11 protein-coding genes are annotated in these 14,308 nt (G+C 61.1%); 8 read left to right on the top strand and 3 right to left on the bottom strand.

Annotation, left to right across the window (positions count from 1 at the left end):
• Positions 1-26 precede the first annotated feature (26 nt).
• Complete coding sequence (locus AB7933_RS00460) at positions 27-431, bottom strand: acyl-CoA thioesterase (RefSeq protein ID WP_010566936.1); 405 nt, start codon at positions 429-431, stop codon at positions 27-29.
• A 472-nt stretch (positions 432-903) separates the two neighbouring features.
• Here AB7933_RS00460 and AB7933_RS00455 point away from each other — a divergent pair, with 472 nt between their 5' ends.
• From AB7933_RS00455 to AB7933_RS00420, 8 genes are all read left to right on the top strand, one after another.
• Entirely contained in the window at positions 904-2,193 is a 1,290-nt protein-coding gene (locus AB7933_RS00455) for an MFS transporter (protein ID WP_024078155.1), read from the top strand.
• A gap of 262 nt (positions 2,194-2,455) precedes the next feature.
• Positions 2,456-3,442, top strand: a complete 987-nt coding sequence (locus AB7933_RS00450) for a phosphate ABC transporter substrate-binding protein PstS (RefSeq protein WP_016978637.1) — start codon at positions 2,456-2,458, stop codon at positions 3,440-3,442.
• Between the two features lie 386 nt (positions 3,443-3,828).
• Positions 3,829-5,862 (top strand): ABC transporter permease subunit, encoded by a 2,034-nt coding sequence (locus tag AB7933_RS00445; protein ID WP_173860558.1) that lies wholly within the window; start codon positions 3,829-3,831, stop codon positions 5,860-5,862.
• Between the two features lie 15 nt (positions 5,863-5,877).
• A complete protein-coding gene (gene pstA, locus AB7933_RS00440; RefSeq protein WP_024078153.1) occupies positions 5,878-7,548 on the top strand; it encodes a phosphate ABC transporter permease PstA in 1,671 nt (556 codons plus the stop codon).
• Between the two features lie 177 nt (positions 7,549-7,725).
• A complete protein-coding gene (gene pstB, locus AB7933_RS00435; protein WP_024078152.1) occupies positions 7,726-8,559 on the top strand; it encodes a phosphate ABC transporter ATP-binding protein PstB in 834 nt (277 codons plus the stop codon).
• 70 nt (positions 8,560-8,629) lie between these two features.
• On the top strand, positions 8,630-9,391 hold the full coding sequence (phoU, locus tag AB7933_RS00430) for a phosphate signaling complex protein PhoU (protein ID WP_024078151.1): 762 nt from the start codon (positions 8,630-8,632) through the stop codon (positions 9,389-9,391).
• A gap of 168 nt (positions 9,392-9,559) precedes the next feature.
• Complete coding sequence (locus AB7933_RS00425; RefSeq protein WP_024078150.1) at positions 9,560-10,468, top strand: response regulator; 909 nt, start codon at positions 9,560-9,562, stop codon at positions 10,466-10,468.
• 188 nt (positions 10,469-10,656) lie between these two features.
• Positions 10,657-11,319, top strand: a complete 663-nt coding sequence (locus AB7933_RS00420) for a M23 family metallopeptidase (RefSeq protein ID WP_024078149.1) — start codon at positions 10,657-10,659, stop codon at positions 11,317-11,319.
• Positions 11,320-11,349: 30 nt separating this feature from the next.
• Here the strand turns inward: AB7933_RS00420 and AB7933_RS00415 are convergent, their stop codons facing one another.
• Together AB7933_RS00415 and phoR are read right to left on the bottom strand one after the other, a co-directional pair.
• Positions 11,350-12,690 (bottom strand): hemolysin family protein, encoded by a 1,341-nt coding sequence (locus AB7933_RS00415; protein WP_024078148.1) that lies wholly within the window; start codon positions 12,688-12,690, stop codon positions 11,350-11,352.
• A gap of 258 nt (positions 12,691-12,948) precedes the next feature.
• Complete coding sequence (phoR, locus tag AB7933_RS00410) at positions 12,949-14,235, bottom strand: phosphate regulon sensor histidine kinase PhoR (protein WP_206379746.1); 1,287 nt, start codon at positions 14,233-14,235, stop codon at positions 12,949-12,951.
• Positions 14,236-14,308 lie beyond the last annotated feature (73 nt).

Raw genomic sequence — 14,308 nt, 5'->3', positions numbered from 1 at the left:
AATTGACCGTCAAAACCCGGCGAGGTTTAACGCGCGCGCGACGGCACCGAACGTGTGCGGCCACTGCCATCGATGGCAACGAACACGAATACCGCCTCGGTCACCTTGCGCCATTCGCTGGACAGCGGGTCATCGCTCCACACTTCGACCATCATCTGGATCGAGCTGCGGCCGATTTCCAGGGCCTGGGTATAGAAGGACAATTGCGCGCCCACGGCGACCGGCACCAGGAACGCCATGCGATCAATGGCCACGGTGGCGACACGACCGCCGGCGACTTTACTTGCCATCGCGGTGCCGGCCAGGTCCATTTGCGAGACCAGCCAGCCGCCGAAGATATCGCCGAAACCGTTGGTTTCACGCGGAAGCGCGGTGATTTGCAGGGCGAGATCGCCTTGCGGGATAGGATCTTCTTGTTCGAGTTCGATCATGCCGGGGGTGCCTCTGACCCGTGAAGCTTTTTATAGATGGTGCAAAGTGGATAGCCGACTGGTGGAAAAACGTTTCAGCACAAACATACTCCGTTCGATACGTTTCTCGTAAGGCGTACTAAAGGGAAACTCTGCCAAACCGGCTGGGTGGCACCCAACGGCGTTTTGGCACAGCAGCCCGTCAAGGATGCGGGTCTTGCGCATGCAAGGGCCGAGTATATCGAGACCCTGACGCCACGACGACCTCCCGGCGCTCATTTGGTCGGTAAATAGACGCTGTAATGGGGCTTTTTCGGGCAACTGTTCTTCTATCCAGCTTAACGGGTGTCCCGCGACGGGATTATTTCGTCCATCTGCACAGTTAACCGTTCGGCGCTGTGCTTTTTCCAACGATTTGCTATCTTGCCAGACCCGCCGCCAGTCGCGGGCATGTCGTCCTTATTACGCTGATTACTATAAGAGAAGCTCTGCCATGTCCTCCGTGCCCGCAAGCAGTGCGCAACCGTCGCGCCCGCTGACCCGCAACGACTACAAAACCCTGTCGCTGTCTGCCTTGGGCGGGGCGCTGGAGTTCTACGACTTCATCATCTTCGTGTTTTTCGCCACGGTGGTCGGAAAACTGTTCTTCCCCGCCGACATGCCCGAATGGCTGCGCATGATGCAGACCTTCGGCATTTTCGCCGCCGGTTACCTGGCACGCCCATTGGGCGGCATCATCATGGCGCACTTCGGTGACCTGCTGGGCCGCAAGAAAATGTTCACCCTCAGCATCTTCATGATGGCCGTGCCGACCCTGATCATGGGCCTGCTGCCGACCTACGCGCAGATCGGCCTGTGGGCGCCGATCCTGTTGCTGCTGATGCGCGTGATCCAGGGTGCGGCCATTGGCGGCGAAGTACCGGGTGCTTGGGTGTTCGTCTCCGAACACGTTCCGCCGCGTCACATCGGCTACGCCTGCGGTACCCTGACCAGCGGCCTCACCGCCGGCATCCTGCTGGGCTCGCTGGTGGCCACCGCCATCAACACTATTTATAGCCCCGAGCAGGTCTCGGATTACGCCTGGCGGATTCCATTCTTGCTGGGCGGTGTATTTGGCCTGCTGTCGGTGTACCTGCGCCGCTGGCTGCACGAAACCCCGATCTTTGCCGAGATGCAGCAGCGCAAGACCCTGGCCGCCGAGCTGCCATTGCGCGCCGTACTGCGTGACCATCGTGGCGCCATCGTGCTGTCGATGCTGTTGACCTGGCTGTTGTCGGCCGGCGTCGTGGTGGTCATCCTGATGACTCCGACCGTGCTGCAGACCATCTACCACTTCACTCCGACCATTGCGCTGCAAGCCAACAGCCTGGCCATCGTGACCCTGAGCCTGGGCTGCATTGCCTCCGGTGCCCTGGCCGACCGTTTCGGTGCCGGGCGCGTACTGGTTGCCGGTTGCGCGCTGTTGCTGGCGACGTCGTGGACGCTTTACCACAGCTTGCTGGACCACCCCGACTGGTTGTTCCCGCTGTACGCCCTGACCGGTCTGTTCGTCGGCACCATTGGCGTGGTGCCTTACGTGATGGTCAAAGCCTTCCCGCCCGTGGTGCGCTTCAGTGGTTTGTCATTCTCCTACAACGTGGCCTACGCGGTGTTCGGTGGGCTGACGCCGTTGGCGGTGTCGTTGCTGATGAAGGAAAGCCCGATGGGCCCGGCTTACTACGTTGCCGTCCTGTGTGTGATGGGGATGGTGGTGGGTGGGTACCTGTGGAAGCGCGGGCGCTGACGGCCGACTGATCACCTGTGGCGGGCGCGTTCGCCACAGGTGATGTTTGCCTCATCAATAATGTCAGAGTGTTTCCGAATAACCGTTACGCCCGCCTCAACCCTCGCATAACCCCTGTGTTTCCGAAGTTTTCCCCGCGTTGCTGCGTTTCATCATCAATGATGGCCTTTCATCTAATTGTCATATTCCGGACATAGAGTGTTCACACGGCCTCTCGATACTTGGCCCCGATCCAATTATCCCTATCTGCTAGGAGCAAGGCATGAAACTGAAACGTTTGATGGCGGCAATGACTTTTGTCGCTGCTGGCGTTGCGACCGCCAACGCGGTGGCCGCTGGTGTTGACCCGGCAATTCCGGCTTATGTGAAGACCACTGGTGTGTCGGGCAACTTGTCCAGCGTCGGTTCCGATACCCTGGCCAACCTGATGACCCTGTGGGCTGAGGGTTACAAAAAGGAATACCCGAACGTCAACATCCAGATTCAAGCTGCTGGTTCTGCCACCGCGCCTCCTGCGCTGACTGAAGGCACTTCCAACCTGGGCCCGATGAGCCGCAAGATGAAGGACACCGAACTGGCGGCCTTCGAGCAGAAGTACGGCTACAAGCCAACCGCTATCCCGGTTGCCGTGGACGCCCTGGCGGTGTTCGTGCACAAGGACAACCCGATCCAGCACCTGACCATGGAGCAAGTCGACGCGATCTTCTCCTCGACTCGCCTGTGCGGTGGCAAAGCCGACGTGAAAACCTGGGGCGACCTGGGTGTGACCGGCGACCTGGCCAACAAACCAGTGCAACTGTTCGGTCGTAACTCGGTGTCCGGCACCTACGGCTACTTCAAGGAAGAAGCCCTGTGCAAAGGCGACTACAAGCCTAACGTGAACGAACAACCTGGCTCGGCTTCGGTCGTGCAGTCGATCAGCTCCTCGCTGAACGGCATCGGTTACTCGGGTATCGGCTACAAGACCGCCAGCGTGAAAACCGTGGCCCTGGCCAAGAAAGGCAGCACTGACTTCATCGAAGACAGCGAAGAAAACGCCCTGAACGGCAAATACCCGCTGTCGCGCTTCCTCTACGTGTACGTCAACAAAGCCCCGAACAAGCCTCTGGCCCCGCTGGAAGCTGAGTTCGTGAAACTGGTTCTGTCCAAACAGGGCCAGGAAGTTGTAGTGAAAGACGGCTACATCCCGCTGCCAGCCAAAGTTGCCGCCAAGGCCCTGGCTGACCTGGGTCTGAAAGAAGGCAACTGATTGCCTCTGCGGGAACCGGTACGCCGGTTCCCGCATCACTAATTTTCAATCCGCTGCCAGCCCTGCTTCGCGGCGGATTTCTTGCGTCACTGCATTGTCATCTTTCTGTCATACAGGATCGCTAGGGTGTGCGCATGAATGATCTGGCCAATTCCACCATGACGACAACTTCTCCCCCCAAGCGCATTGATTTCAATACGCCTGAGCTGCAACGCAAGCGCCGCATCCGCGCGCTCAAGGATCGCCTGACCCGTTGGTACGTACTGATTGGCGGCCTCGCCGTCCTCGGCGCCATTACCCTGATTTTCTTCTTTCTTGCCTATGTGGTTGCGCCACTGTTCCAAGGTGCTTCCCTGACCAAGGAAGACGCGCTGACCCCGGCCTGGATCCAGGACGCCGGCAAGCCGTTGATGATTTCCCTGGAGGAACAGAACCAGGTGGCCATGCGGGTTTCCGACAAGGGCCAGGCACTGTTCTTTGATGTCGCCACCGGTGCCGAACTCAAGCGTTTCGATCTGCCGCTGCCGGCGGGTGCGAGCGTAGCGTCCATCGGTGAAGACCAGCCGGGCAGCCCGCTGGTGATCCTCGGCTTTTCCAATGGCCAGTCCCTGGTGTTCCGCCACACCTATAAGGTGTCGTACCCGGACGGCAAGAAAACCATCACGCCTGCGATTGAATACCCCTACGGTGAAACGCCCATCGTGCTCGACGATGCCGGCCGCCCGTTGGAGCACGTCGCCCTCAACGCCACCGACTCGTCGCTGGTAGTTGCCGGCTCGGCGGGTTCGCACTTGAACGTGCTGACCCTGAGCCGTGAAGAAAACATGATGACCGGCGACGTCACCAGCGAGCAGAAGCGTATCGAGCTGCCGCAGATGACTGAGCCGGTGAAGGCGATCTTCATCGACCCGCGCCAGCAGTGGCTGTATGTGATTAACGGTCGCGCCCTGGCCGATGTGTTCAGCCTGCGCGACAAGAGCCTCAATGGTCGCTACAAGTTGCTGGAAGACGCCAACGCTGAAATCACCGCCAGCACTCAACTGGTAGGCGGTATCTCGCTGATTATCGGCAACTCCAAGGGTGGCCTGGCCCAGTGGTTCATGGCCCGCGACCCGGATGGCGAGCAGCGCCTGAAGCAGATCCGCACCTTCCAGATGGGCACCGCGCCCATCGTGGAAATCACCGCCGAAGAGCGTCGCAAAGGCTTCACCGCCCTCGATGCTTCCGGCAAGTTCGGCGTGTTCCACAGCACCGCCCACCGCACCCTGCTGGTGGATCCGGTGGTCGACGGCCAGGGCGTGTTCGGCCTGTCGCCTCGCGCCAACCGTGTGATCGTCGAAGCCGGCGGCAAGCTGCAACCGCTGCTGCTGGACAACCCGCACCCGGAAGTGTCCTGGAGCGCGTTGTGGAGCAAGGTCTGGTACGAAAACTACGACGAGCCTAAATACGTCTGGCAATCGACCGCCGCCAACACTGATTTCGAACCCAAGATGAGCTTGGCCCCGCTGACCTTCGGTACCTTGAAGGCCGCGTTCTACGCCATGCTGCTGGCCGCGCCATTGGCCATTGCCGCCGCGATCTATACCGCTTACTTCATGGCCCCGAGCCTGCGCCGCAAGGTCAAGCCGGTGATCGAACTGATGGAAGCGATGCCGACGGTGATCCTCGGCTTCTTCGCCGGCCTGTTCCTGGCGCCGTATGTCGAAGGGCATCTACCGGGGATTTTCAGTCTGCTGATGCTGGTGCCGATTGGCATCCTGGTGGCCGGTTTTATCTTCAGCCGCCTGCCTGAGTCTATCCGCCTGCGGGTACCCGATGGCTGGGAAAGCGCGATCCTGATCCCGGTGATCCTGTTGGTGGGCTGGCTCTCGCTGTACATGAGCCCGTACCTGGAAACCTGGTTCTTCGGCGGCGACATGCGCATGTGGATCTCCCATGACCTCGGCATCACCTACGACCAGCGCAACGCCCTGGTGGTTGGCCTGGCCATGGGGTTTGCAGTGATCCCGAACATCTACTCCATCGCCGAAGACGCCGTGTTCAGCGTGCCGCGCGGCCTGACCCTGGGCTCCCTGGCCCTGGGCGCCACGCCGTGGCAGACCATGACCCGCGTCGTCATCCTGACCGCCAGCCCGGGGATTTTCTCGGCGCTGATGATCGGCATGGGCCGCGCCGTGGGCGAGACCATGATCGTGCTGATGGCCACCGGTAACACGCCGGTGATGGAGATGAACCTGTTCGAAGGCCTGCGCACCCTGGCGGCCAACGTCGCCGTGGAGATGCCCGAGTCGGAAGTGGGCGGCAGTCACTACCGCGTACTGTTCCTCTCGGCACTGGTGCTGCTGCTGTTCACCTTCATCATGAACACCCTCGCCGAGCTGATCCGTCAGCGTCTGCGCAAGAAATACTCGTCGCTTTAAGAAAGGTAGAAGTCTGTGAAACAGAACTCCCTGAATGGATGGTTCAAGAGCGGCGCTCCCGGCGTCTGGATCAGCGGTGGCGCGGTGTCCATCGCGGTCATCATGACCATTGGTTTGCTGGCGGTGATAGCCGTGCGTGGCCTGGGCCACTTCTGGCCGGCTGACCTGATCCAGGCCAACTACAACGTGCCGGGCCAGGAAAACCATATCGTCATCGGCGAAGTGGTGCAGAAAGAAGAAGTGCCGCGCGAGCGCCTGAAAAGCGCTGGCCTGCCGGTGCCCGATGCAGGCCCGGAATTCATGACCCGCGAGCTGATCAAGGTCGGCAACCGTGACCTGAACGGCAACGACTTCACCTGGATCGTCGGCGAGTGGTTGAAGGACCAGAGCACGCCGAAGAACCTGATGACTATCGAGCGTCGCGAGTGGGGCAACTTCTACGGCACCCTGGTCAACGTCAAGCAGGATGGCAAGGTCATCGCTGAAGGCGAGGCCGCGTGGCCGGAACTGCAAGCCCGCGTCGACCGCGTGAACAAGCTGGCGGCTCAACTCAAGACCCTGGAGAAGTCCGACATCGGCGCGATCAACGCCGGCCTCGAACGTATTCGCCTGCACGGTCGCAAGCTGGAACTGGAAGGCAAGCTCGACGCCGCCGCCCAGGCCGACATGGATGCCGACCGCGCCGAGCTGAACGCCCGCTACCAGGACATCGAAGCGCGCCTGGCCGACCTGCACGCCCAGTTCAACCGCGACGCCTTGACCGCCCGCGATGCGAACGGCAAGGAAGTGGAAATCGGCATCGGCAAAGTGGTACACGCCTACCAGCCGAACGCCATGGGCACGATGACCAAGATCGGCTTCTACTTCAGCAAGGTCTGGGAGTTCCTCAGCGACGACCCACGGGAAGCCAACACCGAAGGCGGGATCTTCCCGGCCATCTTCGGCACCGTGATGATGACCCTGATCATGGCGATGATCGTGACCCCGTTCGGCGTGTTGGCGGCGGTGTATCTGCGTGAATATGCCAAGCAGAACACCCTGACGCGGATTATCCGCATCGCCGTGAACAACCTGGCGGGTGTACCGGCCATCGTCTACGGCGTGTTCGGCCTGGGGTTCTTCGTGTATGTATTGGGTGGCTCGGTCGACCGTTTGTTTTTCGCCGAAGCCCTGCCGGCCCCGACCTTCGGCACCCCAGGCCTGCTCTGGGCCTCGTTGACCCTGGCGCTGCTGGCGGTGCCGGTGGTGATCGTGGCCACCGAAGAAGGCTTGGCGCGGATTCCTCGCACCGTGCGTGAGGGGTCCCTGGCACTGGGCGCGACCAAGGCGGAAACGTTGTGGAAGATCGTGCTGCCGATGGCCAGCCCGGCGATGATGACCGGCATGATCCTCGCCGTGGCGCGCGCCGCCGGTGAAGTGGCGCCGCTGATGCTGGTGGGTGTGGTCAAGCTGGCGCCGTCGCTGCCGCTGGATGGCAACTACCCGTACCTGCACCTGGACCAGAAGATCATGCACCTGGGCTTCCATATTTATGACGTCGGCTTCCAGAGCCCCAACGTCGAGGCCGCACGGCCGCTGGTGTACGCCACCGCGTTGTTGCTGGTGCTGGTGATCGCTACGTTGAACCTGTCGGCGGTGTGGATTCGCAACCACCTGCGCGAAAAATACAAAGCGTTGGATAGCTGATAACCCTGTAGGAGCGAGCTTGCTCGCGAGAAACGCAAGGGCGCCGCGTTCATTCTGGCTCCCGCGCGTTTTGTTAACGACCTTCGCGAGCAAGCTCGCTCCTACAGAAGAATGATGTAACCGCAGGCCCAATCGCCGCGGCTCACTGAAACGAATTGGTAGCACAGGGAGCATCCCATGCAACACGAAACCCAATCCCACGGCATCAACATGTCTGCCCTGGGGCGTGACAAGCAGAGCCTGAGCCTGGCCCAGGAGACCGTGGCCATCGAAGTGCCCGGCCTGAGCCTGTACTACGGTGAAAAGCAGGCGTTGTTCGACGTCAGCATGAACATCCCCAAGCAGCGCGTGACTGCCTTTATCGGCCCCTCGGGCTGCGGCAAGTCCACCCTGCTGCGCACGTTCAACCGCATGAACGACCTGGTGGACGGTTGCCGCGTGGACGGTGCGATCAACCTCTACGGCACCAACATCTACCGCAAGGGCGAAGACGTGGCCGAGTTGCGTCGTCGCGTGGGCATGGTGTTCCAGAAGCCCAACCCGTTCCCCAAGACCATCTACGAAAATGTGGTCTACGGCCTGCGCATCCAAGGCATCAACAAGAAACGTATCCTTGATGAGGCCGTGGAGTGGGCACTCAAGGGCGCGGCGCTGTGGGATGAGGTCAAGGACCGCCTGCATGAGTCAGCGCTGGGCCTGTCCGGCGGCCAGCAGCAACGTCTGGTGATTGCGCGCACCATCGCCGTGGAGCCGGAAGTGCTGCTGCTCGACGAACCGTGCTCGGCACTCGACCCGATCTCGACGCTGAAAGTGGAAGAACTGATCTACGAGCTCAAGTCCAAGTTCACCATCGTCATCGTGACCCACAACATGCAACAGGCGGCGCGGGTTTCCGACTACACCGCGTTCATGTACATGGGCAAGCTGGTGGAGTTCGGCGATACCGATACCCTGTTCACCAATCCGGCGAAAAAACAGACCGAAGACTACATCACCGGTCGCTACGGCTAGGAAGCCGTGGTTCACATTGCACTGACGCTGCGGTTCTCCGCACCTTACCGGACGCTCCAAGGACGCCAACATGATTAGCAAAGAAGGCCTTACCCATCACATCTCCGCGCAGTTCAATGCCGAGCTTGAGGAAGTGCGCAGCCACCTCCTGGCGATGGGCGGGCTGGTGGAGAAGCAAGTCAACGATGCGGTCACCGCGCTGATCGAGGCCGACTCGGGCCTGGCCCAGCAAGTGCGTGAGATCGATGACCAGATCAACCAGATGGAACGCAACATCGACGAAGAATGCCTGCGCATTCTTGCCCGTCGCCAGCCGGCGGCGTCCGACTTGCGTTTGATCATCAGCATTTCCAAGTCGGTGATCGATCTTGAGCGCATCGGCGACGAAGCCACCAAGATTGCCCGTCGCGCCATCCAGCTGTGTGAAGAAGGCGAAGCCCCGCGCGGCTACGTGGAAGTGCGCCATATCGGCGACCAGGTGCGCAACATGGTGCGCGACGCGCTTGACGCATTCGCCCGCTTCGATGCCGAGCTGGCATTGTCAGTGGCCCAGTACGACAAGATCATCGACCGTGAGTACAAGACGGCGTTGCGTGAGCTGGCGACCTACATGATGGAAGACCCGCGCTCTATCTCAAGGGTCTTGAGCATTATCTGGGTGCTGCGCTCCCTGGAGCGGATCGGCGACCACGCGCGCAATATCTCGGAACTGGTGATCTATCTGGTACGTGGCACCGACGTACGGCACATGGGCCTCAAGCGCATGAAAGCGGAAGTTGAAGGTTCAGTCGATCAAATCCCTAATGTTCCTGGCGAATCTGACGATAAGTAAGGTTGCCCGAGAAATTAACGCCCGGCCTTTGGTCGGGCGTTTTTGTTCGTGGCAGCTGAATTTTTTACGGATCGGACGAAAGAAAGTCCGAACGTGACGATAGAGTTTTGGCAAAATGCCATTAGTCAGGCGTTCTGCGTGCCGCGGTTTTTATAGGATAAAGGGTCGATGAGTAAAGTCAGTGTATTGGTGGTGGATGACGCCTCGTTTATTCGCGACCTGGTGAAGAAGTGCCTGCGCAACTACTTCCCGGGCATCAAGATCGAAGATGCGGTGAACGGTAAAAAGGCCCAGGCCATCCTGATGCGCGAAACCTTCGATCTGGTGCTGTGCGACTGGGAAATGCCGGAGATGTCCGGGCTTGAGCTATTGACCTGGTGCCGCGAACAGGCGCACCTCAAGGCGATGCCATTCGTGATGGTGACCAGCCGTGGCGACAAGGAAAACGTGGTCCAGGCGATCCAGGCCGGTGTATCCGGCTACGTCAGCAAGCCGTTCACCAACGAGCAGTTGCTGAACAAGGTCAAGCAGGCCCTGCACAAAATCGGCCGTCTCGACGCCTTAGTCGCCAGCGCACCGACCAAGATGAACTCGGCTTTCGGCAACGACTCGCTGAGCGCCCTGACCGGCGGTAAACCTGAAGCGGTCAAGGCCGCTCCGGTCGCGGCCGTGGCACCCAGCCGCGGCTTGCTCAACAGCCCACCCGTGCAAGCGGCGCCAGCGGCAGGGGCAGCGGCGGGGGGGCGTGGCCAGGGCCAATTGCGCCTGTCCAGCGGCACCCAACAGTGTGTGATCAAGGCGCTGAGCATCAAGGAGGCGCTGCTGGTGGTGCGTCGCGGTGAGGTCCTGCCCCAGGTACTGGAAAGCGCGGTACTCGACCTTGAGCAGGGCGACAACGCCGAAGTCGCGCGCCTCAACGGCTACCTGCACGCCATTGTGGCGTTCGAGCCCAAGCCCGACAGCGACTGGCTGCAACTGACCTTCCGGTTCATCGACCAGGATGCGCAGAAGCTTGACTACATCTCGCGCCTGATCGCGCGCGGCACGGCGCAGAAGCATTTTGTGCCGGGCGCCTGATCCTCGAGACAACTGAAAAATGTGGGAGGGAGCTTGCCCCCGATAGCGGTGTGTCAGCTAACGAATACTTGGCTGGAGGACTGCTATCGGGGGCAAGCCCCCTCCCACATTGGATCTCCATTGTGGCGTACAAAGTTGTCATGATCCGTTGCTAACCTGCCGCTCAGTCATCCCGGCAGGTTCACACCATGCTCATGCGCTTTTTGCTGTGCTGCGGGCTTGCAACGGTCGCCGTGTCGACCCAGGCCATGACCCTCTACAAATCCGTTGATGCCAATGGCCTGGTGTTTTTCAGCGACCGGTATACGCCTGGCGCCCAGGCGTTCGTGATCCGAGAGCGCAAGGTTGAGCGACCGATGCTTGTCGTGCCCAGGCCCGATCGTCCACAACAAGCTTACCGCTACCCCTTGCCTTGGCGCGGCGGTCCTTTCCGCCTGACCCAGGGCCCCAACGGCAGTTTCAGCCACACCGACGCCAAGAGCCGCTACGCCATGGACATTGCCATGCCTGAAGGCACGCCGATTATTGCCGCCCGCAGCGGTGTGGTGGTGAAGACCGAGAACGAGCAGGCCGGGCGGGGCAATGATGCGTCGGGGAATTTTGTGCGGGTGCGGCACGACGATGGCACCGAGGGCGTGTACCTGCATCTCAAGCGAGGGTCGGTCAGTGTGAGGGTAGGGCAACGCGTGGCAGTGGGGAGCCCGCTGGCGTTATCGGGCAATACCGGCAACAGCAGCGGGCCGCATCTGCACTTCGTAGTGCAGCGGCCCACCGAGGCGGGGCTGGTGTCGATCCCGTATGAATTCAACCAGCCCGTCGGCGCATTGCCCAATTTTGCATTGGGCAATTGACGGCAGGAGCGGGCAAGCCCGCGCCTGCGGTTAGTCGAGCAGTAACACCTTGGCCAGCACGATCTTCGGTCCTTTCATCTTCTTGATGATGATCCGCAAGCCCTCAACCTCCAGCACTTCTTCCTCTTCAGGCACCCGCTTGAGGGTGTCGTAGACCAGCCCGGCCAAGGTTTCAGCCTCGATGTGGTCCAGGTCGACGCCCAGCAGGCGTTCCACCTTGAACAGCGGCGTATCGCCCCGTACCAGCAGCTTGCCCGGCTGATAGGCGAGGATACCGCGCTCGGCCTTGCGGTGTTCGTCCTGAATATCGCCTACCAGCACTTCCAGCACGTCTTCCATGGTCAGGTAGCCGATGACCTTGCCGTCGGCTTCTTCCACCAGGGCGAAATGCGCGCCGCCTTTGCGGAACTGCTCCAGCAACTGTGACAACGGCATGTGCCGTGACACACGTTCCAGCGGGCGGGTCAGCTCGGCCAGGTTGAACGACTCGGGGAGGTGGTCCAGGGCCGCCAGTTCCAGCAGCAGGTCCTTGATGTGCAAAAGGCCGACAAACTCGTTGCGCACCGCGTCATACACGGGGTAACGGCTGAATTTGTGGCGACGGAACAGCGCGAGGATTTCCTTGAGCGGGGCGTTGAAGTCCAGGGTCACCAGGTCTTCCCGGGAGTTGGCCCAGTCCACCACTTCCAGCTCGCCCATTTCCACGGCCGACGCCAGCACGCGCATGCCCTGGTCGCTGGGGTCCTGGCCACGGCTGGAGTGCAGGATCAGCTTGAGTTCTTCGCGGCTGTAATGGTGCTCGTGGTGCGGGCCGGGTTCGCCTTGGCCGGCGATGCGCAGGATGGCGTTGGCGCTGGCGTTGAGCAGGTAGATCGCCGGGTACATGGCCCAGTAGAACAGGTACAGCGGCACGGCGGTCCATAGCGACAGCAACTCGGGTTTGCGGATCGCCCAGGACTTGGGCGCCAGTTCACCGACCACGATGTGCAGGTAGGAAATCACAAAGAACGCGGCAAAGAACGACACACCCTTGATCACTTCCGGCGATTCGACGCCCACGGCGCCCAGCAGCGGTTCGAGGATATGCGCAAAGGCTGGCTCACCGACCCAGCCCAGGCCCAGGGAGGCGAGGGTGATACCCAGCTGGCAGGCCGACAGGTAGGCGTCGAGCTGGCTGTGCACGGTGCGCAGGATCTGTCCGCGCCAGCCGTTGGTATGGGCGATGGCCTCGACCCGGGTGGAGCGCAATTTGACCATGGCGAACTCCGCTGCAACGAAAAATCCGTTGAGCAGTACCAGGACCAGTGCAAAAAGAATCATGCCGAAGTCGGCGAAGAGTGTGGCGAGGGTGATACCAGGGGAAGGGTCCATGATGGGGTTTTGCGGGTTCCGTGTGTTCAATTAGGGGTGACAGGAGGGCCTGAAAGGCAGACACAAGTGGGCCAATGTAGCGGCTGACGGGGCGCTTGCCTAGTGGTTGCTGCCAGGTGGGGTATGGAATGCACTCTCTAAGACAACACCGATCCACTGTGGGAGGTGGCTTGCCCCCGATGGCGGCGGGTCAGATATGAATGTGCTGCATGACACCCTACCTATATCGGGGGCAAGCCCCCTCCCACAGTATTGGGTTTATTCGTCGGGGCTGAGGACTCGCGAGCGCGCCACCTGAGTCGGCGGAAAATGGCAGGTGAACGTACTGCCATGCCCCAGCACGCTGCTGATCTCCAGCCGCGCGCGATGGCGCAGCAGCACATGCTTGACGATGGCCAGGCCGAGGCCGGTGCCGCCGGTGTTGGAGTTGCGGCTGGAGTCGACACGGTAGAACCGTTCGGTGAGGCGCGGCAGGTGCTTGGCATCGATGCCGATGCCGGAGTCCTGCACGCTCAGGTGGGCGCCGTGTTCATCGGCCCACCAGCGGATGCGGATATTGCCCTTGTCCTGGGTGTATTTCACCGCATTGAACACCAGGTTGGAAAACGCGCTGCGCAATTCGCCTTCGCTGCCTTTGAGCAGGATCGACGGGTCGGCTTCCAGGGTGATCTGTTGCCCGCGTTGGCCGGACAGGGCCTGGGCGTCGTTCTTGATGGTCTGCAACAGGCTCTGCACCGCGACCGGCTGGTTGTCCGACGGGTAGTCGGTGGCCTCCAGCTTGGCCAGCAACAGCAAGTCGTTGAGCAGGGTTTGCATGCGCGAGCCCTGTTGCTGCATCTGTTGCAGGGCGCGGCTCCAGCGCGGGTTGATCTCGTCGACATTGTCCAGCAGCGTCTCCAGGTAGCCGCAGATCACGGTCAATGGGGTACGTAGTTCGTGGGAGACGTTGGCGACGAAGTCCTTGCGCATCTGCTCCAGCTGGTGGATGCGTGTCACGTCGCGCACCAGCATCAGGTGTTCGTTGTTGCCGTAGCGCGTCAGGTACAGCTGGATGCGCACGCGGTCGTTGGTGGGCGAGGGGATTTCCAGGGCTTCTTCGTAGTTCTCCTGTTCGAAGTACTCCTTGAAGCGCGGGTGGCGCACCAGGTTGGTCACCGGCTGGCCGCTGTCCTGGGGCGTCTTGAGGCCCAGCAGGGTCTCGGCGGCGCGGTTCCACCATTCCAGGTTGCCATCGCTGTCGAGCATGATCACCGCGTCCTTGAGCGCGGCGGTGGACTCCTGTACCCGGTCGATCACCGCTTGCAGGCGCCCGCGGACGCGTTGGTCGCGGCGTTGCAGGTGGTAGATGCTGTCGAACACCTCGCCCCACAGGCCGTAGCCGTCGGGTGGTGCTTCATCGGGTTTGTGCTGGCGCAACCATTCATGCAGGCGCAGCAATTGCTTCAGCGTCCAGCCCAGGTACAGGCCGATGCCAACAGCCAGGCTCCAGCCGTATTGACCGCTGACCAGGCCCACCAGCAGGCAGCCGGTGATCAACAGAAGCATGTGGCGGATCAGGGTGCCATGCCAGTTTTGATTCACTTGAACATGCGTCCTTGTCAGCTGTTAAGTCAGGCTC

The sequence above is a fragment of the Pseudomonas gorinensis genome (assembly GCF_042015035.1).
In the GTDB taxonomy this organism is placed as follows: Bacteria; Pseudomonadota; Gammaproteobacteria; order Pseudomonadales; family Pseudomonadaceae; genus Aquipseudomonas; species Aquipseudomonas gorinensis.
The sequence above is the reverse complement of the archived record's forward strand: the minus strand, read 5'-3'. Positions and strand labels throughout refer to the sequence as shown.

Excerpts from the sequence above, each read along its gene's own strand:
- AB7933_RS00415 (WP_024078148.1), bottom strand. The coding sequence starts at position 12,690 with ATGGACCCTTCCCCTGGTATCACCCTCGCCACACTCTTCGCCGACTTC.
- pstB (WP_024078152.1), top strand. The coding sequence starts at position 7,726 with ATGCAACACGAAACCCAATCCCACGGCATCAACATGTCTGCCCTGGGG.
- phoU (WP_024078151.1), top strand. The coding sequence starts at position 8,630 with ATGATTAGCAAAGAAGGCCTTACCCATCACATCTCCGCGCAGTTCAAT.
- AB7933_RS00460 (WP_010566936.1), bottom strand. The coding sequence starts at position 431 with ATGATCGAACTCGAACAAGAAGATCCTATCCCGCAAGGCGATCTCGCC.
- AB7933_RS00420 (WP_024078149.1), top strand. The coding sequence starts at position 10,657 with ATGCTCATGCGCTTTTTGCTGTGCTGCGGGCTTGCAACGGTCGCCGTG.
- AB7933_RS00425 (WP_024078150.1), top strand. The coding sequence starts at position 9,560 with ATGAGTAAAGTCAGTGTATTGGTGGTGGATGACGCCTCGTTTATTCGC.
- AB7933_RS00450 (WP_016978637.1), top strand. The coding sequence starts at position 2,456 with ATGAAACTGAAACGTTTGATGGCGGCAATGACTTTTGTCGCTGCTGGC.
- AB7933_RS00455 (WP_024078155.1), top strand. The coding sequence starts at position 904 with ATGTCCTCCGTGCCCGCAAGCAGTGCGCAACCGTCGCGCCCGCTGACC.
- phoR (WP_206379746.1), bottom strand. The coding sequence starts at position 14,235 with ATGCTTCTGTTGATCACCGGCTGCCTGCTGGTGGGCCTGGTCAGCGGT.